Origin of the sequence: Maribacter spongiae (genome assembly GCF_047345125.1) — a bacterium.
GTDB lineage: Bacteria > Bacteroidota > Bacteroidia > Flavobacteriales > Flavobacteriaceae > Maribacter.
In genome coordinates, this window is record NZ_JBLFEQ010000001.1 from 295,288 (window position 1) to 315,891 (window position 20,604).

Sequence of the window (20,604 nt, forward strand, 5' to 3'; positions counted from 1 at the left end):
ATTTTTGAGTTTGCATTTATGTTTATTTGGTTAAGAATCCTTCTAAAATTTTAATATACAGGTGTATTCCTTCTTCAATCTCACGAACATAAATGTACTCATCCGCCGAATGGGAACGGGTACTATCGCCAGGCCCCAATTTAAGGGACTGACATGTAAGGGCGGCCTGATCGGATAGCGTAGGGGAGCCATACGTTGTTCTGCCCAGGGCTATTCCCGATCGTACCAAAGCATGCCCCTTGTCAATTTTGGACGAATTTAGGTTTAATCCCCGTTCCTGTAACTCACATGGCGCTTCCGATTTTAATAGGTCGGCAATTTCCTTATTGGTGTATTGATCGTTCACACGAACATCTACCACCAGTTCAACTTGTGCGGGAACCACATTGTGTTGGCTTCCGGCATTTATTTGTGTAACGGTCATTTTAACATCGCCTAAAGTTTCCGAGGTTTTCTTAAACCCATAATTTTTAAACCATTCCAATACTTCTATCGTATTGTAAATGGCATTGTTATCATTAGGGTGTGCGGCATGGGAAGGTGTGCCTTTTACAACGGCATCAAATACCACCAAACCTTTTTCGGCAATTGCCAATTGCATTAACGTAGGTTCCCCCACAATGGCCACGTCTATTTTGGGCAAACTGGACAACAGGCCTCTCAAACTATTTTTCCCTGCATTTTCTTCTTCTGCGGAAGCTACTATTAAAATATTATGGTTCAGGTTTTCGGCATCGTAAAAATGCACAAAAGTTGCCATTAGGGAAACTAAGGCACCCCCGGCATCATTACTCCCCAGACCGTATAATTTCCCGTCTTCTATATGCGGATCAAACGGATCTTTGGTATATGCTTTATTGGGCTTTACGGTATCGTGGTGGGAGTTCAATAGGAGGGTCGGTTTCGCATTGTCCCAATATTTGTTTTTGGCGAAAACATTATTGTTAATGCGTTCAAAAGGAATATCAAAATTCATGAACCATTGCTCAATGGCCTCTGCCGTTTTGTCCTCTTCCGAAGAAAAGGACTGGATGGAAATCAGTTGTTTTAACAGGTCGATTGCCTTTTGGGTCAATGTTGTTTGTTCTATTTTCATAACGTGATCGTGGTAAAAAGTTTGGATGTGGGGTCTATCATGGAAATATCTCCGATACAGACCTTATGTACGTTTTTGTTTAAGGCCTTAAAGCAATTTTCCAGTTTAGGGAGCATACCATCTGCAATAATACCGTCCTGCAACAATTGCCCATATTTTTTTGAATCGATGTGCTTTATTACGGAACCTTCGTCATTAACATTCATCAAGACCCCTTTTTTTTCAAAGCAATAATAGAGCGTGGTTTCATATATCTCGCTCAATCCAATAGCGAGTGTGGAGGCTATGGTATCTGCATTGGTATTTAGAATTTGACCTTTAAGATCATGGGTAAGCGCACAGAATACCGGAGTTAAACCCGCCCCCAAGAGATCGGATATGGTTTTTTCGTTTATGCCGTCCACATCCCCGGCAAAGCCATAATCAATTTCCTTCACAGGTCTTTTATGTGCCTGGATGGTGTTCCCGTCCGCTCCGCTAAGGCCAATGGCATTACAGTTATTGGCCTGTAATTGTGCCACTATCTTTTTATTGGTCAATCCACCATAGACCATAATGATCACATCCAGACTTTCGGCATCCGTTATTCGGCGTCCATTGATCATTTTAGGTTTCAATCCCAATTTTTCCAGCATTTGAGTGGCTTTTCTTCCACCGCCATGAACCAATATTTTTAAACCGTCCATGGCCGAAAATAATTGCAAAAATACTTGGAGTTCCGCTTCATTTTCAATGACGTTACCACCAATTTTTACTATGGAAAGATTTTGTTTCATTTTAAACGTTTAGTATTCCTCCGTCAATATTAACGGTCGTTCCCGTTATCCAAGAGGCATCATCGGATGCCATAAAAAGGGCGAGCTTTGCAATGTCATCGGTCGTTCCCAATCGCTTTAACAGGGTTTTCTCCCTTGCATCGGATACGGCTTTGTCCGCATTTTCAAATGCTTTGGCGGAATTCCATAATAAGGGGGTGTCCACAGGGCCGGGACACAGGGCGTTTACCCTGATTTCCGGACCGTATTCTACGGCTATTTGTTTCATGATCGCCACGGCCCCTGCTTTGGATGCACAATAGGCGGGATGGTTCGGAAAACTCTTAAAAGCGGCAATAGATGCGTTTATTAAAATGGTCCCCCGGGATTTTTTAAGATGTGGAATAGCGAATTTTGACAAATAGAAAATGGCACTGAGATTGGTATTAAGGGTTTTGTGCCATTCATCTATTGAAAGGTCTACCACATTCCCCAACCCCAGGATTCCGGCATTTACGGACAATAGATCCAATCTGCCAAATTGGGACAGGGCTTCTTCGATCAATTTTTTATTGTAGTCCACTTCGCAAACATCTCCGGGAATAAAAACGGTATTGGGCAAAGTTTCGGCCATGGCTTTCCCCTCGTCCATATTCCTTCCGGAGAGTATAAGTTTTGCGCCTTCCCCGGAAAAAGTTTCGGCAATGGACTTGCCCATACCACTGGTAGCTCCGGTTATAATACAGACTTTATTTTTTAGCTTTTGAGACATAATTTTCCTTTACAGGGTTTCCAAAAGTTTTTTTAATATGATCTGGGCAGAATAGGTTCTGTTATTGGCCTGTTCTATGACCAGACTTTGATCGCTCTCCAGAACGGCATCTTCAACAACTACATTTCTTCGTACCGGTAAGCAATGCATAAATTTGGCATTACCCAATTTTCCTTGGGTCATCATCCAATTTTTATCTTGGCTGAGTACCTTGCCGTAATCTGTATAACTGCTCCAGTTTTTCACATATACGAAATCGGCATTTTCCAATGCTTTTTTTTGATCGTTGATAATTTCACAACCCTCCGTGATCTTGGGATCGAGTTCATATCCTTTAGGATGTGTAATTACAAACTCGGCATCTTGCAAATTCATCATATGTACAAATGAATTGGCAACCGCATGGGGCAATGCCTTTGGGTGCGGCGCCCAGGACAATACTACTTTTGGTTTTTCGATAGTTTTGTTTTCGGCCAGGGTTATGGCATCGGCCAAGGCCTGTAATGGATGACCTACGGAACTTTCCATATTCACTACGGGAATGGCCGCATGTTGCTTGAATCCGTTAAGGACCATGTCCGCCTCGTCTTTTTCCTTGTCCACCAATCCTGCAAAAGCACGAATGGCCACTATATCCGCATATTGGGAGACTACTTGCGCGGCCTCTTTAATGTGTTCCGATTTTCCCTGATCCATTACAACCCCGTCTTCATATTCCAGTTGCCAGCCTTCGCTGCCAAAATTCATCACGATAACGTCCATACCCAAATTAATGGCCGCTTTTTGAGTACTTAATCGCGTTCGTAAACTATTGTTGAAGAACAATAGGCAAATGGTTTTGCCCTGTCCCAATGTCTTGAATTTAACGGGATGTTGTTTCAATGCAATGGCTTCGGAAACACAGGTTTCCAAATCGCCCGCATCTTTTATGTTCAGGTAGTGCTGCATGCTTTGATTTTTGTAAAATGGTTATTTCCCTTAAAGCTATCGATTATAAAATTATCCTTTAGACCGTTGACGATCCAAGTTTCTATTCCAGAATTTTGGGCAATGGTAGCGGCTTCTATTTTTGACCGCATACCGCCCGTACCGTGCAAGGATTTGGTAGTATCGGCTTCATTTTCCAAAGTTTTGATAGAGGTAACTTCCTTAATAGTTTCCGGCCGTTCCATTTGCAAGGATCGTTTGGTGTAGATTCCGTTGGTATTGGTGGCGATCAATAATAGATCTACCTGTAAAAAGGCCGCTGTCAACGCTGCCAATTTATCATTGTCGCCAAACTGGATTTCATCCGTAGCCACGGTATCGTTTTCGTTGATTATAGGAACCACATCATTGGCCAAAAGCACATTGATCGTATTCTTTATATTGAGTTTGGCATTTTCATTCTCCAGATCGGCATAGGAAAAGAGGCATTGCGAGGTAAAAAGGCCGAGTTCCCTGAAATTCTCCTGAAAAATATGCATTAACCGGGGTTGACCAATGGCCGCCAGTGCTTGCTTTACATTAATCCCCTGTCCGTTATGTTCCAATTGAACAAATTGTTTGGCGGCGGCAATAGCTCCCGAACATACCAGGATAAATTCATATTCATCCTTTAATGCGGCTATTTGTCTGCCTATATCCTCAATCTTGCCCCTGGAGATCTGATTGGTCTCTTTGGTCAAGGTATTGGAACCGATTTTTATAAGTATGCGCTTTTTCATCTTATCTGATTTGCCCGTTACCCTTTATATACCATTTATTGGTCACCAAATGTTGCAGTCCGATGGGCCCTCTCTGGTGTAATTTATCCGTACTGATCGCCAATTCCCCGGCAAGACCAAATTGACCACCGTCCGTAAATCGGGTAGATGCATTGTGATATACCGCAGCGGAATCTACTGAAGCCATAAATGAACTGGCCTCTTCTTCATTTGATGTAACGATCGTAGCGGAATGTCCGCCGCTGTTCGTATTTATTTTTTCAATGGCGGCATTTAACCCTTCTACCTCGCCCAAAACAATTTTATAATCCAAAAATTCCTCTTCCCAAATATGCTCGTTCGTAACGGTCTGTGCCCCTTCAATTTTTGACAATGCGCTATCTGTGTAAAGTGCAACATTTTTGGATCGGAGCTCTTTTGCCAAACGGGTCAAGAATTCATCCTTGTTCGGCAGATCGGCGGCGATCAAAACTTTGTCCAAAGCGTTGCAGGCCGATATTTTTGTGGTCTTGGCATTAATGATAATATCCCTGGCCATGGTTACATCTGCGGATGGAGCTATGTATAAGAAATTGTTCCCACGGCCGCTTACAATGACCGGACATTTGGCATGTTCCTTTACAAATTGGATCAACCTTTCGCCACCACGGGGTACGATCAAATCTATTTTTTGGGTAGGTTGGGCCAAAAACTCCTGGGTCTCCTGTCGGGTATAGTTCAGGTAAGCGATCCACTCTTTTGAACATTCATTTTCTTCCAATGCCCGATGCCAAAGGTTTATCAGGGCCAGATTGCTGCGCAGCGATTCCTTGCCCCCTTTCAATAATATCTTATTCCCGGATTTAAAAGCGATTCCTGCCGCTTCTATGGTTACGTCCGGTCTGGATTCATAGATGATCATAACGGTGCCAAAAGAGGCCGTTCTATTGCTGACCTTCATACCATTTTCATGTTTAAAGGCGTAACGTTCCACACCAATGGGGTCGGGTTGGCCTGCCAGTTCCTCCAGTGATCGTACCATACCGTTGATTTTTTCGTCATCGACCTTTAACCGATCTCCCATGGCCAGGTCTTTGCCGTTATAACCCTCCAAATCGGCCAGGTTGGCTTTCAAAATTTCAGGGGCTTTTTCTATCACCAATTCCGCCATTCGCTGTAATACGGCATTTCGTTTTTCCAAAGACAATACTAGGCTCATGGTAATTCGGCTTTTAGGGCATTAAAAAATAGATCAATGTGTTTTTCGGATATATTTAGGGCCGGCAAGAACCGAAGTACATATTTGTCCTTGGCACCGCCCGTGAATATTTTTTGATTGTAAATCATGCTTTTTCTTAGAGGGGCAACTTCAAAATCAAATACAATCCCTAACATTAATCCCCTTCCCTTTACTTTTTTGATGGAAGGTATTTCCGCAGCTTTTTCTTTAAAATAAGCTTCTAACTTCGCCGTATTTTCAATTAAATTTTCTTTTTCCAAAACTTCCAGAACGGCCAAGGTAGCTACGCATGCCAAATGGTTCCCTCCAAACGTGGTTCCCAAAAGTCCGTAGGATGCCTTAAAATCCTCGTGTATCAATATTCCGCCAACGGGGAATCCGTTCCCCATTCCCTTGGCAATGGAGATAATCTGTGGCTGGATGCCGTGATGCTGAAACCCAAAGAATTTACCGCTTCTGCCAAAACCGCACTGTACCTCGTCCGCAATGATAATAACATTGTGTTCTTTACATTTTTCAGCGATAAACCGATAGAACTCGGTAGAGGGTTCGTCCAATCCGCCAACGCCCTGGATAGCTTCCAGGATTACCGCACAATATTCCCCGCACTGCACGGCGGCGTCAAAAGCCTCAAAATCATTAAAAGGCAAAAAGGTCACCTTTTGTTGTTGATTGATAGGGGCATTTATTTTAGGGTTGTCCGTAGTGGCGACTGCCGCTGAGGTCCTTCCGTGAAAACCGTTCTTAAAGGCGATGACCTTTGACTTTCCCGTGTGGAACGATGCTACTTTTAATGCATTTTCATTGGCTTCCGCCCCAGAATTGCAAAGAAACAGATTGTAATCTTCACAACCGGAAAGCTTCCCCAATTTTTGTGCGAGTTCTACCTGAATCGGGTTCTGTACGGCGTTGCTATAAAACCCTATTTTATCCAACTGGTCTTTTAAGCGTTTTATATAATGCGGATGGGTATGGCCAATGGAGATTACGGCATGGCCACCATAAAAGTCCAAGTAAGTTTCACCCTGATCATCGATTACCTCAATTCCTTTTGCGGAAACGGGGGTAACGTCATAAAGCGGATATACGTCAAATAATTTCATACTTCAAAATTCAGGTTCAATGCACATGTACGGTCTAGTAATTGCACTTGTGTTTTTATTTTGTTTTAAACTCGGTTATTTTATCATAGGATGCCACTATGCCTTGTATGAGCGATGAGCTTAATCCTTGGTGTTCCATTTCATTAAGCCCCTGTATGGTGCAGCCCATGGGTGTTGTAACCTGATCTATTTCCTCTTCCGGATGATTGCCGGAAGTTATCAACAGACCGGCGGCCCCATTACAGGTATGCATGGCCAATTCCTGTGCTTCCTTGGCATCAAATCCCAATTGTATGGCACCTTGGGTAGTGGCACGGATCAAACGCATCCAAAAAGCGATACCACTGGCACAGATGACCGTTGCGGCCTGCATTTGTTCTTCTGGAATTTCCAGGGAATGCCCCATTCGGTCAAAAATAGCCTTGGCCAGATCAATACGTTTTTTACCTTGTGCATTGCCACAGATGCAGGTCATGGATTTACCAACGGATATGGCGGTATTGGGCATGCTTCTAATAATGCAATGATCGGAACCTATGATGGTTTCCATTTTTTCGATGCTAAAACCGGTAATAACACTTATGATGACGTGATTTTCCGTAAATAAATGTTTTACATCATTCAGGATTCCCTCAAAATGCCCTGGCTGCACCGCAAAAATCAGGATATCGGAATTTTGTACGGCCTCCGAATTATCGGTAGTAACGGTTACGTTTCCGTATTTTTCAAAGTCCTTTATGGACGTCGTATTTCGTTTGGTCATATACATACTGGTGGCACCGCTACTATGCAGTATGCCCTTGGCTATGGCCAAACCTAAATTCCCCGATCCTATGATGGCTATTTTCATGCTTATCTTATTTTTCGTTATTCTCCTTTAAAATGAAAATCCGTTTCTATACTATTTTATATCGGTTGAGGCTTGCAACTTATAATCCTAAACAAATAGGCCATACACTTTATACCCCTTATTTCTTTCTTCGTTCTTTTAGAATACACCTGCTTTTAAATTTAACCCCAAATCCTCTTCAAAGCCGAATATCAGATTCATATTCTGCACCGCCTGTCCGGACGCTCCCTTTAATAGGTTGTCTATGGCCGATGTCACCAACAGGGTATTTTCATGCTTGTGCAAATGAATATGGCATTGATTTGTATTCACCACTTGTTTTAGGTGAATGGGTTCCTCGGCGATATTTGTAAATAAGGCATCTGTGTAAAAGTTTTTAAACAATGCATTTGCCTCATCTATGGAACCTTCAAAGGTCGTATACGCCGTTGCCAGAATACCCCGGGTAAAGTTTCCGCGATTGGGAAGGAAAAATAATTGGCCAACATCCTCTTGAAGCGAGTGCAGACTTTCATTGATTTCCCCCAAGTGCTGATGGGTAAAGGGTTTGTACCAGCTAATATTATTGTTCCGCCAACTAAAATGTGATGTGGCGGACGGGCTAACACCTGCCCCTGTACTGCCCGTAACGGCATTGATGTGTACATCATTTTGTAATCGTTTTTTGTCCGCAAGGGGCAACAATGCCAATTGAATGGCCGTAGCGAAACAACCGGGATTTGCAATATACCGTGCCTCTTCAATTGAGGTGCGGTTCAATTCCGGCAATCCATATATGAATTCCTTTCCATTAAAATTCGCATCCGCCTGCAGACGAAAATCATTACTTAGGTCAATGATCTTTGTAGTTGGGGAAAACGAATTTCCTTGTAAGAAGGTTGTGGAATTTCCATGGCCCAGACAGAGAAAAACAACATCTACTTCAAGGTTCACTTTTCCGGTAAATGCCATATCCGTTATACCCAATAAATCTGGGTGGGCCGATGAAACTTTTTTTCCCGCCCTTGTCGTGCTATACACAAAATCGATTTCCGTGCCGGGGTGGTTCATTAAAATTCTAATGAGCTCTCCTCCCGTATACCCGGAACCTCCTATAATCCCTGCTTTAATCATGATCTTGGTTTACATGGTTATATATTTTTCCGGTATTGGATTGTATTTTTATGAATCCTTTTGCTTCGTCCGCGGTCCAACCTTTGTTCATTTCACCGTAACTTCCAAAAGAAGCGTTCATTAAATCGTGTTTTGATGAAATTCCGTTCAATCGAAATTGAAATGGGTAAAGGCTTATGAAAACATCCCCGGAAACCGTTTTTTGTGTATCGGTCAGGAAAGCTTCAATATTACGCATTACCGCATCCAGATAGTTTCCTTCGTGCAAGAGCATCCCATAAAAATTCCCTTGCTGTTCTTTTTGGAACTGCTGCCATTTGGTCAAAGTATGTTTTTCTAGCAAATGGTGCGCTTTTATGATGATCAAAGGAGCGGCAGCTTCAAAACCGACCCGCCCCTTAATGCCGATTATAGTATCGCCCACATGAATATCCCTACCAATGGCATATTTGGAGGCCATGGCCTCTAACTTCTCAATATTGGCAACGGGATTGTCTTTTTCACCGTTAATGGCGATCAGTTCCCCTTTTTCAAATGTAAGCGTTACTTCCATAGGATTTTTTTCCCGTAGTTGGCTCGGATAGGCCGAGTCGGGTAATGGTTTTTCGGAGGTCAGCGTTTCTTCACCGCCTACGGATGTTCCCCAAAGTCCTCTATTGATAGAATATTTGGCTTTTTCCCAAGGATAATCTACCCCATTTTCCTGTAGGTATGCAATCTCTTCTTCACGGGCCAGTTTGTTATCCCGTATAGGGGTGATAATCTCTATTTCCGGAGCAATGATCTGAAAGATCATATCAAAACGTACTTGGTCATTTCCGGCTCCGGTACTCCCATGGGCTATATACGCCGCACCTATTTTTTTGGCATAGGTTACAATTTCAATGGCCTGTACAATACGTTCCGCACTAACGGATAGGGGGTAGGTGTTGTTCTTTAGGACATTGCCATAGATAAGGTACTTCACTACCTTTTCATAAAAAGTCTGTACGGCATTGATCGAAGTATAGGAAGTAGCTCCCAATTGAATGGCTTTCTCCTTAATGCCCTTAATTTCTTCATCGGAGAAACCACCGGTGTTCACGCTTACGGCATGTACTTCAAATCCTTTCTCCTGGGATAAATATTTTGCACAGTATGAGGTGTCCAGTCCACCGCTATATGCCAATACTAATTTTTTCATGATTTACGATTTCTATATATTATAAGTTTAAGGCTATGAATAATTAGGATCCATAACGTTCCACTTTTATCTATTTTCTATTTTTCTTTAAAAACAAACTTTCTTTTATACTTTTTAATCTTTTAAAGGCCTTACCGTTTATTTTATCCTTTTTTTTCTTTTGGGCCTTGGGATCATATAACATTCCGGTACAAAGGCACATCTTCCGTTCCGTTCGGGTAAGGATGTCAATATTTTTACAGGTCTGACACCCTTTCCAGAAATCGGGATCGTCGGTCAATTCAGAAAAAGTCACGGGCTTATAACCCAATTCATAATTCATTTTCATTACGGGCAGACCGGTTGTGATACCAAAGATCTTTGCCTGGGGGAATTTTTCTTTGGAAAGTTCAAAAATTGCTTTCTTGATTTTTTTGGCCAATCCCTGATTTCTAAACCTGGGATGTACGATCAAACCCGAGTTGGCAACAAAATCTTTGTTGCCCCAGACTTCTATATAACAGAAACCTGCAAAAGTATCGCCGTCCAGGGCAATAACGGCGTTGCCGTTTTCCAACCTTTTGGCAATATATTCAGGTGTTCGCTGAGCGATTCCCGTACCACGTACTTTTGCGGATTCCGTAATGGTATCGCTTATAATCCTTGCGTATTTAAGATGTGACCCGTTAGCAACAATGATTTCCATTGCTAAATGTTTTTAATGGATATTGAATTTTGAAATGTCTCTGTGGATTTTGCGGAAATGGACGCACCTATTTCCAATAGAATAGCAGTACCCTTACGGGCGACGGCGACGCACGAACGGACGAAGAGGAGCAATGCCCAAAGAAGTTAATATGTTGTTCTGTACGTTCATGATGAATCAAAAGTACAAATTTTGTGGAACTGGCCTAGAAAGTGTAAAATTTTTTACAAAAACTTCATGTTTTGTTACGATGGGCAATGATTTCATAAATCATAAAGGCATAAACTGATAAATATTCAATAGTGAGAAGGCATAGATTTTCCTTGAAATCCGATTGGGAGTACGCAAAATAGCTTAAAACAATAGTTGCGGACCACAATAAGGGGAAGCGAAATTGTGTGTAAATGCCTAAAACGATCAGAAAAATAATATACCACGGATGCACCGTTGCGGACATGAAATAATACAAGGTCAGTATCCAAAACATGGAAGAAAGTAATATGGGGAGTTTTTGATTGCGTCTAAAGAATGTGAAGAGCAATACGATCAGTATGGTTATATAGGGTGTGATTTTGCCATAGGTTTTGATCAACTCCCAGGGTTTTGCATCAAACTGCACCGCTAACTTTTTTATGACATTGTACAGGCCTGCATTAAATTCAAAGTTGGAAAACCACAGGCCGATCGTCTTGGAATAGTTTTGAATAAATTCCGAGGTGTAGAATGGAGCAAATAGCAATAAGCACGTAGCCCCTATAAGCACATAAAAAAGAATACTTTTCCTTAACCCCAAATGTTTTATGAAAAGGGGAAGAAACAATAAAGGAACTAATTTTACCGAAATGGAACAGGCTAAGATTACGGCTGCCCATTGCCATTTTTTGATGGCAAGTAAATAGATCGCCCATACGAAAAAGAAGAGCATGACCCCTTCAAAATGAAGGTTCCCGGTAAGCTCTATAATCACCAGCGGATTTAAAAAATACCAGAATATCAAGTAGGGAGACAGGTTCATTTCTTTTAAGAGCTTTCTCCCAAAATAATAGACGCCCAGATCGGACAGTAGCATAAAACCCCGCATGACCATGATGCTTCCCCAGATACTCTTTCCACCGAAAAATGCGGCAACAGCGAACAAAATTTGATTTAATGGCGGATAATTACTAAAATGCCGGGCACTTAAAGAGCCCATATGGGTATGTAGGGTTTCCATATTGGCCAGGGCTAAACTCCCTTGTTCCATGAGCGTGTCCGGCGCAAATAGATAGGGGTTTATTCCGGCAAGGATAACTTCGCCGTCCCATATAAAACGAAAGTAATCTTGGGAAAGGTTGGGTGCGGTACTTAAAAAAACCAACCTGAACAAAATTCCCGCTATCAGCAAAAATCTGAAATTCCATTTTTCAAACCGAATCAATTTAAAACACAGAAAAAATAAAGCCGAAAAAAGTGCAAGAAATTTCAAGAAATCCGTTCGGTCCAGATTGTGGGCAAAATCGGCATAAAGGAGCAGCGAGCCCAAAACAAAAAGAAGTGGGTACTGGTGCAGTTTCCAATAGGACATTAGTTTTGTCGGCAATGTACGGATCGTAAATTTTTACTAAGAAACAAAAAATAATACTTCTTTAGGAGTTCTAGAAGTCTAAAAACCGCAAGGCCTATATTTATTTATTTTTCGGATATTTTACCTGTTGGTATTTGTCCTCCTTTCGCCTGGTTTGAGGTACCAGACCGATTGTTTTTGGATACGCCCCTATTGGGAATATTTCTCGGACAATGCTATAACGGTAGCTTTTGTTGGGGCCTTACCGCGGGCCGCTCTTTCTATCTCATTTCCGTCCCCATCAACAATAAGGAGTGTGGGATATGATTTTATGCCATAGCGTTTGGCGATTATCCTGCCTTCTCCTTTTTCCGCATCGTATTTTAGGTTGATGAAAGTACTGTTCAAATGTGTTCCCACATCGGCATCGGTCAAAACGTTTTTGGTGAATTTTAGGCAAGGACCGCACCAACTGGCATAAAAATCTATAAAAACAAATTTCTCCATAGTTTTTGCCTTTGAAAGGGATGCGTCAAAATCAAGGGTTTCAAAAACCACAGCTGTAGGAATATCGAACTTGCTTCTTTCCCGCTCGGCATAGATCAAAAAGACCACCGCTTTAAAAAGGATAAAACTACTGGCGATAAAACCTATAAAATAATAGGGAATAGCTAGCTTTTTTTGCTTAATGAAATTAAATAGAAAAGTTCCGGTAACGATAATGAGCAATAAAAGCCCAAACCTCCTGACCGTTGCATTGGCCAAATAAATTCCACTAAATGTAAAAAGGACCAGTATGGTATTCAGTACTATTCTTAGCGTGCCGTTCATTTATTGGAAAAGGAGCATTTATGCCCTTGCGGTCAAGGATTTAAAGAACACAAAGCCAAAGCCTAGAAACAACATAAAGTGGAACGGGAACAACCCAAAATCGTCCAAGGGTATCGCACTGTACATTCCAAATAGGAAATAGACCATTAGGGCGAATTCCAGAATCATATTGGGAGAAAGTTTTTTGGCCAAATACTTGTTGCCCTTCCAGCTTTCCGTAAGGTTGCTGATATTGAATTTTGGGGTACGTACAAATTCACTGCGCTTGCCCATGTGGCCTTCTAAAACGGCAATGGAATTGTGCAGGGAGAAACCGAGTGCTACCGAAAAAAAGGTAAAGAAGAGCTTGATATAATCCACAAAATTGTCAAAACCACTTCCCTGTATGCTTTTATACGTAAACCAATAACAGATGAAGAGGATAATGGTGCTTATGATAAAGAAGCTGGTTGCTTCATAAACCCATCCCAAATGGCCATATGTATTTTTGATGTACAACATGGGAATGCTCAATAGGGCTACAATAAAAACGCAAAGGAACATGGAACTGTTCAGCAAATGCATTACGCCATGAAATTTGGTCTTAAAGGATATGTTCTTGGCGGTGATAACGCTCCAGACGGTTTTTCTAAAGTTTTCCGCACCGCCTTTGTTCCATCGAAACTGTTGTGAACGTGCCGCACTTATAACTACCGGAAGTTCGGCAGGTGTTTCTACATCTTCCAAATATTTGAATTTCCAATCCTTTAGTTGGGCACGGTAGCTCAGGTCCAAATCTTCGGTCAAGGTATCCCCTTCCCAATTACCGGCATCCAAAATACATTCTTTACGCCAAATACCGGCAGTACCGTTAAAGTTGATAAAGTGTCCTTTGGTATTTCTGCCTACCTGTTCTAAGGTAAAGTGGGCATCCAGGGCAAATGCCTGTATTCTTGTAAGCGTAGAATATTCACGGTTAATATGACCCCAACGGGTCTGTACCACGCCAATTTCTTCATCTTTAAAATAAATAACGGTCTTCTTTAACCAATCTGAAGAGGGTAGGAAATCGGCATCGAATATGGCGATGAAATCCCCTTTGGCTATTTTAAGTCCGTCTTTTAGGGCCCCTGCCTTAAAACCTATACGATTTTCCCTGCGGATATGCTGAATGTCCAAACCGGTTTCTTTCAGTTCCACGATCCTTTTTGCCGTTACTTCTACTGAATCGTCCGTGGAATCGTCCAATACCTGAATTTCCAATTTGCTTTTTGGATATTCTATTTTAGAAATATTTTCCAAAAGCCGTTCCATTACATATTCCTCATTGTAAACGGGAAGTTGGATGGTCACATAAGGAATTTCCTTGGGGTCTAATAGATTGAATTTTGGAGCGGTCCGGTTTTGCCTTTTTTGACCCAGATAATTGATCAAAAGATTCAATTGTGCCAAGCTGTAAAAGAAAATCAGTACTAACGATATACTATAAATCGCAATGATAATGTAAGAGACTGTTAGTGCCATATTATTTTAAGCTATATTTAAAAATCCAACCTAGTATTTTTATGCCGGCTAATATACTACCTTTTACCGTACCGGATACTTTTGAAATACCAATTCTTTTTTTGTAACGTACTGGTACTTCGGTATATGTCATTTTTTTTAACAAAACTTTCAATTGCATCTCTACCGTCCACCCATAGGTCTTGTCCTCCATTTTCAATGCCTTGAGCTTTTCGTATTTAATGGCTCTAAACGGTCCTAAATCCGTAAACTTTGCTCTAAAGAGCAATCGCATTAAAGATGTGGCCAACCAATTCCCAAAGACCTGTTGGGGGGTCATAGACCCTTCTTCCCGTAAATTTTTTCTTCTGGCCCCAACAACAAAATCAAGACCGTCCTGCAAAATGGGAGCTACTATTTTATCCAATTCTTCCGGATAGTCGGAGTAGTCCCCGTCAATAAATACGATAATATCCGGTGTTTTGGATTGTCCGGCTACATGATCCAAACCACAGAGGCAGGCATAGCCATAACCTTTTCTGTTTTCAGTAAGTACCGTAGCCCCTGCATTTTGGGCGTTTTGAGCCGTCTTGTCCGATGAGGCATTATTGACGACAATTATTTCGGATACGCTATCGGGAAGCTCCTTAATGACCTGCTCAATGGAATCCGCTTCATTAAAGGCCGGAATAATTACTTTGATATCCACCATTATTTTAGATCGGATAAACTGTTTTCTCGCTTAAAATCGACAAAATTTGTCCATTCCTTAATCTTCTTACCATCACTATATTTTTCCGCAGACGTTAATTTTTCGTTTTTATACTTCAAACAATATCCGTTCTTAACGCCTTTGTTCAATTGGCATTTATGGTTTATGCGCCCTTGTTTGTCATAAAAGAGCCACCAATTTATTTTCTCTCCATTTTTATAATGACCTTCTTGGGTGCGAACACTGTTTTCATCGTAAAAATACCAGTATTTTTCACGTTTATCGTAGGCGTAATGGCCTTGTGCCGAAATGTGACCGTTTTTGTGATAGAATTTCCAATAATCTGTCTTTATATTGAACCTTACCCACCCTTCGGATCGTAATTTTCCATTGTCGTAATAGGTTTTTTGGTATGTTTTATCTTCATTTGTGGGAGCCGTAACCACGAACAGAAAAGAAAATAGGAAAAGAATTTTTATCGACATGTATTGTTCTTTGGTTTAATCATTTGACCTAAGGAGTTAAGTACGGTAATGACGTTCATGTATTATTCTTTTTCAATGGGCGATTAATTGTTTCTACACCGATCTGGGCTTGTTGATTACAATTTTATTTGTTGTTCACTAAATCCATTAAATCAACATCATTGCCCAATAAGACCTGGGTAGGGTTAATACGTCCTTTCTCGGGGCCGTTTTCCAATTTGAGTACTCCCCTGGGGCATACCGCGGAACAGACACCACAGCCTACGCAGCTGGACCGTACTATGTTCTCTCCCTTTTGGGCATAGGCCCTTACGTCTATACCCTGCTCACAATAGGTGGAACAGTTGCCACAGGAGATACACTGCCCTCCGTTTGTGGTAATTCTAAAACGGGACTTGAAACGTTGTACAAAACCTAAATAGGCGGCCAATGGGCAACCAAACCTGCACCATACCCGATTCCCAAAAATGGGATAGAATCCGGTACCGATAACCCCTGCAAAAACAGAACCTATCATAAGGCTATAGGTATTTTGAACACCGGAGGTCTTGAAACCAAGTACGGTCCCCGTTTCGGAAAAGAAACTGTAAAGTGTCATTCCGGTCATAACCACGGCAAATACCAAGACACCGTGAATCAACCAACGTTCTACTTTCCACGAAAATAAGGATTTGCTGGAATGTTGTCTGTAGGGGTCTCCCAAGGTTTCCGCGAGTCCTCCACAACCGCATACCCAGGAGCAATACCACCTTTTTCCAAAAAAATAGACCATTACGGGAACTATTACGAGGGTAAGTACGATTCCCCAGACTAAAATAAACATTCCGATACCTCCGCTATTTATGAGTGATTTTAAATTCCATTGAAAGAAAAAATCATAATCTAACGGAAATGCGTTTTTAAAATCATAATACGGCATTTGTAACCGTACCATAATCTCTGGAATTAGGAATGCGAATACGATCTGAAAAAACAACACGGAAGTCGTACGTACCATCTGGTACATATTATGCCTGTATTTTATGTACATGCGTACCGCCATAACGGTCATGACCACACAATACATAAAGCCGTATACGAACCAATGCCCGGCCGGGTTACCACTTAAACCCTCGCTAATGGGGTCCACCAGATAGGTCCAGTTAACGGCATACTCAGATCTAAAATAGAGGATTAAATAAAAACCGACCAAAAAGATGAATACCAACCAGGCTATCCATCCTTTATTGGTGCTTTTCTCATGATATATACCGTCGTTCTTAATTCCTTTTTGACCTAATAAAACTACATTGGGAATAATAAATAGCAATGCGCCGATAATTCCTAGCCCAAAGGTTAGGAACCACATAAGGCCTTTGTTTTCTACGATAAAACCATTACCTGCTTTTTTTCCCAGTTCTGCCGCCATATCGTGCGGCTTGGTATAGATGATCTTTTTATATTCTTTGTTTTTGCGATGTTGGGCATTGGCCGTTTCCAGAGCTTTTGTGATGTTAGGGGCAAAGGATAGCATGCCATCAAAACTTTTACCCACTACATTTTGTTCTATATCGGCTATGAACAAGTCACTTTTTACACCTTTTTGGGCTACGAACTCCTGAAAAACTTCTGAAGTTACCTTAAAAGTGCCAATGACCGGTAAGGCAGTGAAAATTGCCAGACCTGCTAAAAAGATTATTAATCCTATGTTCTTTATTGTTTTCATTTTTTTACTATCATTTATATAATATATTCCCTAAAACTTGCCCTATGACAAACCGGCTTTAGGGTACGATGATTTAATTATGCTTTTGCGAATATTCGTTGCCAGCTTTTTTTCTTGGGGGAAATGTTCGCTCCATATTCGGAATTGTATTTGGCAACAACATCATTTTCATGCGGGGTATAGAACTCGGGATCAAAGTTGGCATCTTTTAAATGCTCCATAATATAATCCACGGTACGCCCTTCCGTTAACCATTTATCAAATATTTCATGACGCATACGGATACCAAAAGTGTTGATTCCCAAGAATAATTTCGTCTCTTTATGAAAAGCTATTGTTATGCATATTTTTTCTGAAACATGCCGCCAGTGAAAATGCTCTTCATGATTTTTCTTGTTCTGATCACTAAACACCCAACCGTAGGTTTGGTATTCCATATCCAAGAATTTGGCGGAGTTAAACCAATGCCCCGGCTTGTATTCCGTTGGGTTGCCACAAAGAGTCTGTGCCAGTGTTTCGCCCATCATACGCCCTGTATACCAAACGGCTTCTATAGGTCTTCTGCTACCAATAGCTTCATGTTGTTCGGCACAATCCCCTATGGCATACACATCTTTTGCACTTGTCTCCAACATCCGATTCACCTTAACGCCCCTGCCTAGCTCAATACCCGATTCCCTTAAAAAATCTATATTGGGGGATACGCCTGCCGTGAGCCCCACAACATCGCAGGCAATTTCCTCTCCGGTTTCCTGAACGACTATGGCACGGGCCTTTCCATTTTCATCGGCCAGGATTTCCTTTAAATTGGCACCTAGGCGTAAATCTATATGGTGTTCTAAAATGTGTTCGTTGATCATGGCGGATTCTCCTTCCGGTAACACCCCGTTCCAAAAACTACTTTCCCTTACCAAAAAGGTAACCGGAATATCCCGGCTTCTTAGCATTTCCGCCATTTCTATACCGATTAGGCCACCTCCGACAATAACAGCTCTTTTGCAAGTGTCCTTATCCGGGGCGTTCTTTTCCAGATTGTCCAAGTCTTGTTTGGAATATAGACCTTGAACACCGTCCAAATCCTGTCCGGGCCATCCAAACTTGTTGGATTTGGAACCTGTTGCTATGACCAATTTGTCATAGGTTACGGATCGGCCATCTGAAAGTTGGAGTTTTTTTGCCCCGGTATCCACTTTTTCCACGTATGCTTTGATCAGATCTATGCGGTTCTTTTTCCAGAACCAGTTTTCATAAGGTTGTGTATGTTCAAATTTCATGTGTCCCATATATACGTACATGAGTGCAGTGCGAGAAAAGAAATAATCTGTTTCTGCTGAAATTATGGTTATTTTTTTATCGGAGAGTTTTCTAATATGTCGTGCAACGGTCACTCCAGAGATTCCATTACCTATGATGACGATATGTTCCATGAATTATGTATTGGTGGTTGTTGTGTCGTTGCTAAAGATAATACCTTAACAAGTTTTTTTATTTAGAAAGAATATAAATTTGTGACCGATCTGTAATAAATTAACCAGAATTTTACTTCGTTAAAAAAGCTCGATTACTATTATAGGTAAAGATTAAAATGGGATGGCCCAATATCTTAAAAAAATCATAAAAAATATGGTTTGGTTGTAGGGTTGTTAAAATGCTTTCGACCTAACGGAAAGTTTGAGACGACTGAAAATCAATAAATAACAACAAATGAAAAAAGCAATTACACTTATATTCTTAACAAGCCTTGTTTTTGTACAAGCGCAGAATACCCAAGAATATTTTTTAAAGGCCGATCGTTTCTTTAAGGCGAACGTAACCAATGGGCGAGTAGCCTATACCGATATAAAGGCCGATCCAGCACCCTTGCATGAATTATTGAAAAAAGCGAAGGATATTACCGTTTCAACATCGGATGAAAATACCTATCAAGCCTTTTGGATCAATACATATAACTTATTGGTCATTAATGGGATTGTAAACAATTACCCATTAAAATCACCATTGGACGTAGCCGGGTTTTTTGATAAGAAGAAACATGAAGTTGGTGGAGAGAACATTACCTTAAACGATATTGAGAACAAGTTGTTACGGGGAAACTTTCCTTCGGAATCCCGTTTTCACTTTGTTCTGGTATGTGCCGGTTTGGGATGCCCTCCCATCATTGCTTCGGCCTACAAACCAAATACGTTAGATGCACAACTACAACAGCAAACCGTAAAGGCCATTAATAATCCCAATTTTATTAAGGTGAACAAAAACAAGGTGAAAGTATCCCAAATATTTGAATGGTATAAAGGTGATTTCACACAAAATGGCAAGAATTTAGTGGATTATCTAAATATATATAAAAAGGAAAAATTATCTGAAAAGAGTAAGGTTTCCTATTACCCTTATGACTGGACTTTGAACGAGGTCAAATAAAACAACAATAACTTTAAAAACTTGAAAATGAAATCTTTACAAAGAAATTTATTTCTTGCAGGAACCTTATTGACCTTTTTTACAGGTTTGGCGCAGGACAGTTTGCAACAAAAAAGTAATATTCAACAATACACGCCTTCTAAATTGGTCGGGAAAGGGCAGGTAGATTTAAAATGGTTCAATAACCTATATACCCAGACCAAAAGTACCTTTACGGATGGTGACGAACCACGGCAGACCTTTTTTACTTCCACCTTTGAATTTTATACCGGTGTTGGACAAAATAAAAGGATCAATTTAGGATTTATCGCCAGATTGCGTTCCAACGTGGTTTCGGATAGGGATGCATTGGACGTGTTTAAATTTGATGGCGAGGAAGGAACGGCCCGTTCCGGTCTTACGGCCATAGCACCTTCCATAAAATTTGTCCCGATCGCATCGCTCAGTAACTTTTCTATTCAGAGTTCCTTATTTATTCCATTGATCGATAATGAGACGGAGACCGGGGTTTTCTTAGAGCAGGATGGTTTTGTGTGGCAAAATCGCCTCTTTTATGATTATACGTTCCCAGGTGATAAATGGCAGTTGTTTACAGAACTTACTTCGGAGTTTAACTTTGGTAAGGATTTAGTCCAGGATGCTAATTTTGATAGTATAGAAGGAAGTTTTGCCAACAACAGTTTAAATATCAATCCAGGATTGTTCTTGAGCTATTTCCCGACTTCCAACTTTACTATTTTAGGATTGGTACAACACTCCCAGCGTTTGGATCTGGGCAATGATTTTAAACAGAATTTTACCGCTGTAGGAGGTGGGGTCAAATTCCAATTATCACAACCGTTGAACCTGGAATTCCTGTACACCAATTTTGTGAGGGGTTCAAATACGGGTCTTGGACAAACCTTTAACATAGGATTACGAGGTATTTTTTAAGAAAAGTACATAA

At 41.1% G+C, this 20,604-nt stretch carries 20 protein-coding genes; 2 read left to right on the forward strand and 18 right to left on the reverse strand.

The genetic code is table 11. From position 1 onward, the window contains the following. Positions 1–22 precede the first annotated feature (22 nt). From ACKWB9_RS01355 to ACKWB9_RS01440, 18 genes are all read right to left on the reverse strand, one after another. Positions 23–1,096: a M20 family metallo-hydrolase gene (locus ACKWB9_RS01355; protein ID WP_414001179.1), complete on the reverse strand. Its 1,074-nt coding sequence runs from the start codon at positions 1,094–1,096 to the stop codon at positions 23–25. Continuing rightward, complete coding sequence (gene argB / locus ACKWB9_RS01360; protein WP_414001180.1) at positions 1,093–1,872, reverse strand: acetylglutamate kinase; 780 nt, start codon at positions 1,870–1,872, stop codon at positions 1,093–1,095. The genes ACKWB9_RS01355 and argB overlap by 4 nt, the downstream gene beginning before the upstream one ends. Position 1,873: 1 nt before the next feature. Next, positions 1,874–2,623 carry an SDR family NAD(P)-dependent oxidoreductase gene (locus tag ACKWB9_RS01365; protein ID WP_414001181.1) on the reverse strand — a complete coding sequence of 250 codons (750 nt, stop codon included), beginning with the start codon at positions 2,621–2,623 and terminating at the stop codon, positions 1,874–1,876. 9 nt (positions 2,624–2,632) lie between these two features. Further along, entirely contained in the window at positions 2,633–3,571 is a 939-nt protein-coding gene (locus tag ACKWB9_RS01370) for a Rossmann-fold NAD(P)-binding domain-containing protein (RefSeq protein ID WP_414001182.1), read from the reverse strand. Then, positions 3,556–4,329 (reverse strand): glutamate 5-kinase, encoded by a 774-nt coding sequence (gene proB / locus ACKWB9_RS01375; protein WP_414001183.1) that lies wholly within the window; start codon positions 4,327–4,329, stop codon positions 3,556–3,558. The genes ACKWB9_RS01370 and proB overlap by 16 nt, the downstream gene beginning before the upstream one ends. 1 nt (position 4,330) lies before the next feature. After that, positions 4,331–5,527: a glutamate-5-semialdehyde dehydrogenase gene (locus tag ACKWB9_RS01380; protein WP_414001184.1), complete on the reverse strand. Its 1,197-nt coding sequence runs from the start codon at positions 5,525–5,527 to the stop codon at positions 4,331–4,333. Continuing rightward, on the reverse strand, positions 5,524–6,651 hold the full coding sequence (locus tag ACKWB9_RS01385; RefSeq protein WP_414001185.1) for an aspartate aminotransferase family protein: 1,128 nt from the start codon (positions 6,649–6,651) through the stop codon (positions 5,524–5,526). The genes ACKWB9_RS01380 and ACKWB9_RS01385 overlap by 4 nt, the downstream gene beginning before the upstream one ends. 55 nt (positions 6,652–6,706) lie before the next feature. Next, positions 6,707–7,501, reverse strand: a complete 795-nt coding sequence (proC, locus tag ACKWB9_RS01390) for a pyrroline-5-carboxylate reductase (protein ID WP_414001186.1) — start codon at positions 7,499–7,501, stop codon at positions 6,707–6,709. 138 nt (positions 7,502–7,639) lie between these two features. After that, positions 7,640–8,614, reverse strand: coding sequence for an N-acetyl-gamma-glutamyl-phosphate reductase (gene argC, locus ACKWB9_RS01395; RefSeq protein ID WP_414001187.1), 975 nt, complete (start codon positions 8,612–8,614; stop codon positions 7,640–7,642). Next, positions 8,607–9,797 (reverse strand): argininosuccinate synthase, encoded by a 1,191-nt coding sequence (argG, locus tag ACKWB9_RS01400; RefSeq protein WP_414001188.1) that lies wholly within the window; start codon positions 9,795–9,797, stop codon positions 8,607–8,609. The genes argC and argG overlap by 8 nt, the downstream gene beginning before the upstream one ends. A gap of 70 nt (positions 9,798–9,867) precedes the next feature. Beyond that, entirely contained in the window at positions 9,868–10,482 is a 615-nt protein-coding gene (locus ACKWB9_RS01405; protein WP_414001189.1) for a GNAT family N-acetyltransferase, read from the reverse strand. Between the two features lie 235 nt (positions 10,483–10,717). Continuing rightward, the gene (locus tag ACKWB9_RS01410; RefSeq protein WP_414001190.1) at positions 10,718–12,046 is read right to left on the reverse strand and encodes a mannosyltransferase; all 1,329 of its coding nucleotides are present in this window, start codon (positions 12,044–12,046) and stop codon (positions 10,718–10,720) included. A 189-nt stretch (positions 12,047–12,235) separates the two neighbouring features. Then, a complete protein-coding gene (locus ACKWB9_RS01415; protein WP_414001191.1) occupies positions 12,236–12,856 on the reverse strand; it encodes a thioredoxin family protein in 621 nt (206 codons plus the stop codon). 18 nt (positions 12,857–12,874) lie between these two features. Beyond that, complete coding sequence (locus tag ACKWB9_RS01420) at positions 12,875–14,359, reverse strand: cellulose synthase family protein (protein WP_414001192.1); 1,485 nt, start codon at positions 14,357–14,359, stop codon at positions 12,875–12,877. Position 14,360: 1 nt separating this feature from the next. Next, positions 14,361–15,050, reverse strand: coding sequence for a glycosyltransferase family 2 protein (locus tag ACKWB9_RS01425; protein ID WP_414001193.1), 690 nt, complete (start codon positions 15,048–15,050; stop codon positions 14,361–14,363). Continuing rightward, the gene (locus ACKWB9_RS01430) at positions 15,050–15,535 is read right to left on the reverse strand and encodes a toxin-antitoxin system YwqK family antitoxin (RefSeq protein ID WP_414001194.1); all 486 of its coding nucleotides are present in this window, start codon (positions 15,533–15,535) and stop codon (positions 15,050–15,052) included. The genes ACKWB9_RS01425 and ACKWB9_RS01430 overlap by 1 nt, the downstream gene beginning before the upstream one ends. Before the next feature lie 124 nt (positions 15,536–15,659). Then, positions 15,660–17,240 (reverse strand): 4Fe-4S binding protein, encoded by a 1,581-nt coding sequence (locus ACKWB9_RS01435; protein ID WP_414001195.1) that lies wholly within the window; start codon positions 17,238–17,240, stop codon positions 15,660–15,662. Between the two features lie 77 nt (positions 17,241–17,317). Next, positions 17,318–18,667 (reverse strand): NAD(P)/FAD-dependent oxidoreductase, encoded by a 1,350-nt coding sequence (locus tag ACKWB9_RS01440; protein ID WP_414001196.1) that lies wholly within the window; start codon positions 18,665–18,667, stop codon positions 17,318–17,320. Positions 18,668–18,944: 277 nt separating this feature from the next. Between ACKWB9_RS01440 and ACKWB9_RS01445 the strand changes: the two genes are divergently transcribed. Then, the gene (locus ACKWB9_RS01445; protein WP_414001197.1) at positions 18,945–19,658 is read left to right on the forward strand and encodes a DUF547 domain-containing protein; all 714 of its coding nucleotides are present in this window, start codon (positions 18,945–18,947) and stop codon (positions 19,656–19,658) included. 27 nt (positions 19,659–19,685) lie between these two features. Beyond that, positions 19,686–20,591, forward strand: a complete 906-nt coding sequence (locus ACKWB9_RS01450) for a hypothetical protein (protein ID WP_414001198.1) — start codon at positions 19,686–19,688, stop codon at positions 20,589–20,591. Positions 20,592–20,604: the final 13 nt, after the last annotated feature.

Excerpts from the sequence above, each read along its gene's own strand:
- ACKWB9_RS01355 (WP_414001179.1), bottom strand. The coding sequence starts at position 1,096 with ATGAAAATAGAACAAACAACATTGACCCAAAAGGCAATCGACCTGTTA.
- argB (WP_414001180.1), bottom strand. The coding sequence starts at position 1,872 with ATGAAACAAAATCTTTCCATAGTAAAAATTGGTGGTAACGTCATTGAA.
- ACKWB9_RS01365 (WP_414001181.1), bottom strand. The coding sequence starts at position 2,623 with ATGTCTCAAAAGCTAAAAAATAAAGTCTGTATTATAACCGGAGCTACC.
- ACKWB9_RS01370 (WP_414001182.1), bottom strand. The coding sequence starts at position 3,571 with ATGCAGCACTACCTGAACATAAAAGATGCGGGCGATTTGGAAACCTGT.
- proB (WP_414001183.1), bottom strand. The coding sequence starts at position 4,329 with ATGAAAAAGCGCATACTTATAAAAATCGGTTCCAATACCTTGACCAAA.
- ACKWB9_RS01380 (WP_414001184.1), bottom strand. The coding sequence starts at position 5,527 with ATGAGCCTAGTATTGTCTTTGGAAAAACGAAATGCCGTATTACAGCGA.
- ACKWB9_RS01385 (WP_414001185.1), bottom strand. The coding sequence starts at position 6,651 with ATGAAATTATTTGACGTATATCCGCTTTATGACGTTACCCCCGTTTCC.
- proC (WP_414001186.1), bottom strand. The coding sequence starts at position 7,501 with ATGAAAATAGCCATCATAGGATCGGGGAATTTAGGTTTGGCCATAGCC.
- argC (WP_414001187.1), bottom strand. The coding sequence starts at position 8,614 with ATGATTAAAGCAGGGATTATAGGAGGTTCCGGGTATACGGGAGGAGAG.
- argG (WP_414001188.1), bottom strand. The coding sequence starts at position 9,797 with ATGAAAAAATTAGTATTGGCATATAGCGGTGGACTGGACACCTCATAC.
- ACKWB9_RS01405 (WP_414001189.1), bottom strand. The coding sequence starts at position 10,482 with ATGGAAATCATTGTTGCTAACGGGTCACATCTTAAATACGCAAGGATT.
- ACKWB9_RS01410 (WP_414001190.1), bottom strand. The coding sequence starts at position 12,046 with ATGTCCTATTGGAAACTGCACCAGTACCCACTTCTTTTTGTTTTGGGC.
- ACKWB9_RS01415 (WP_414001191.1), bottom strand. The coding sequence starts at position 12,856 with ATGAACGGCACGCTAAGAATAGTACTGAATACCATACTGGTCCTTTTT.
- ACKWB9_RS01420 (WP_414001192.1), bottom strand. The coding sequence starts at position 14,359 with ATGGCACTAACAGTCTCTTACATTATCATTGCGATTTATAGTATATCG.
- ACKWB9_RS01425 (WP_414001193.1), bottom strand. The coding sequence starts at position 15,050 with ATGGTGGATATCAAAGTAATTATTCCGGCCTTTAATGAAGCGGATTCC.
- ACKWB9_RS01430 (WP_414001194.1), bottom strand. The coding sequence starts at position 15,535 with ATGTCGATAAAAATTCTTTTCCTATTTTCTTTTCTGTTCGTGGTTACG.
- ACKWB9_RS01435 (WP_414001195.1), bottom strand. The coding sequence starts at position 17,240 with ATGAAAACAATAAAGAACATAGGATTAATAATCTTTTTAGCAGGTCTG.
- ACKWB9_RS01440 (WP_414001196.1), bottom strand. The coding sequence starts at position 18,667 with ATGGAACATATCGTCATCATAGGTAATGGAATCTCTGGAGTGACCGTT.
- ACKWB9_RS01445 (WP_414001197.1), top strand. The coding sequence starts at position 18,945 with ATGAAAAAAGCAATTACACTTATATTCTTAACAAGCCTTGTTTTTGTA.
- ACKWB9_RS01450 (WP_414001198.1), top strand. The coding sequence starts at position 19,686 with ATGAAATCTTTACAAAGAAATTTATTTCTTGCAGGAACCTTATTGACC.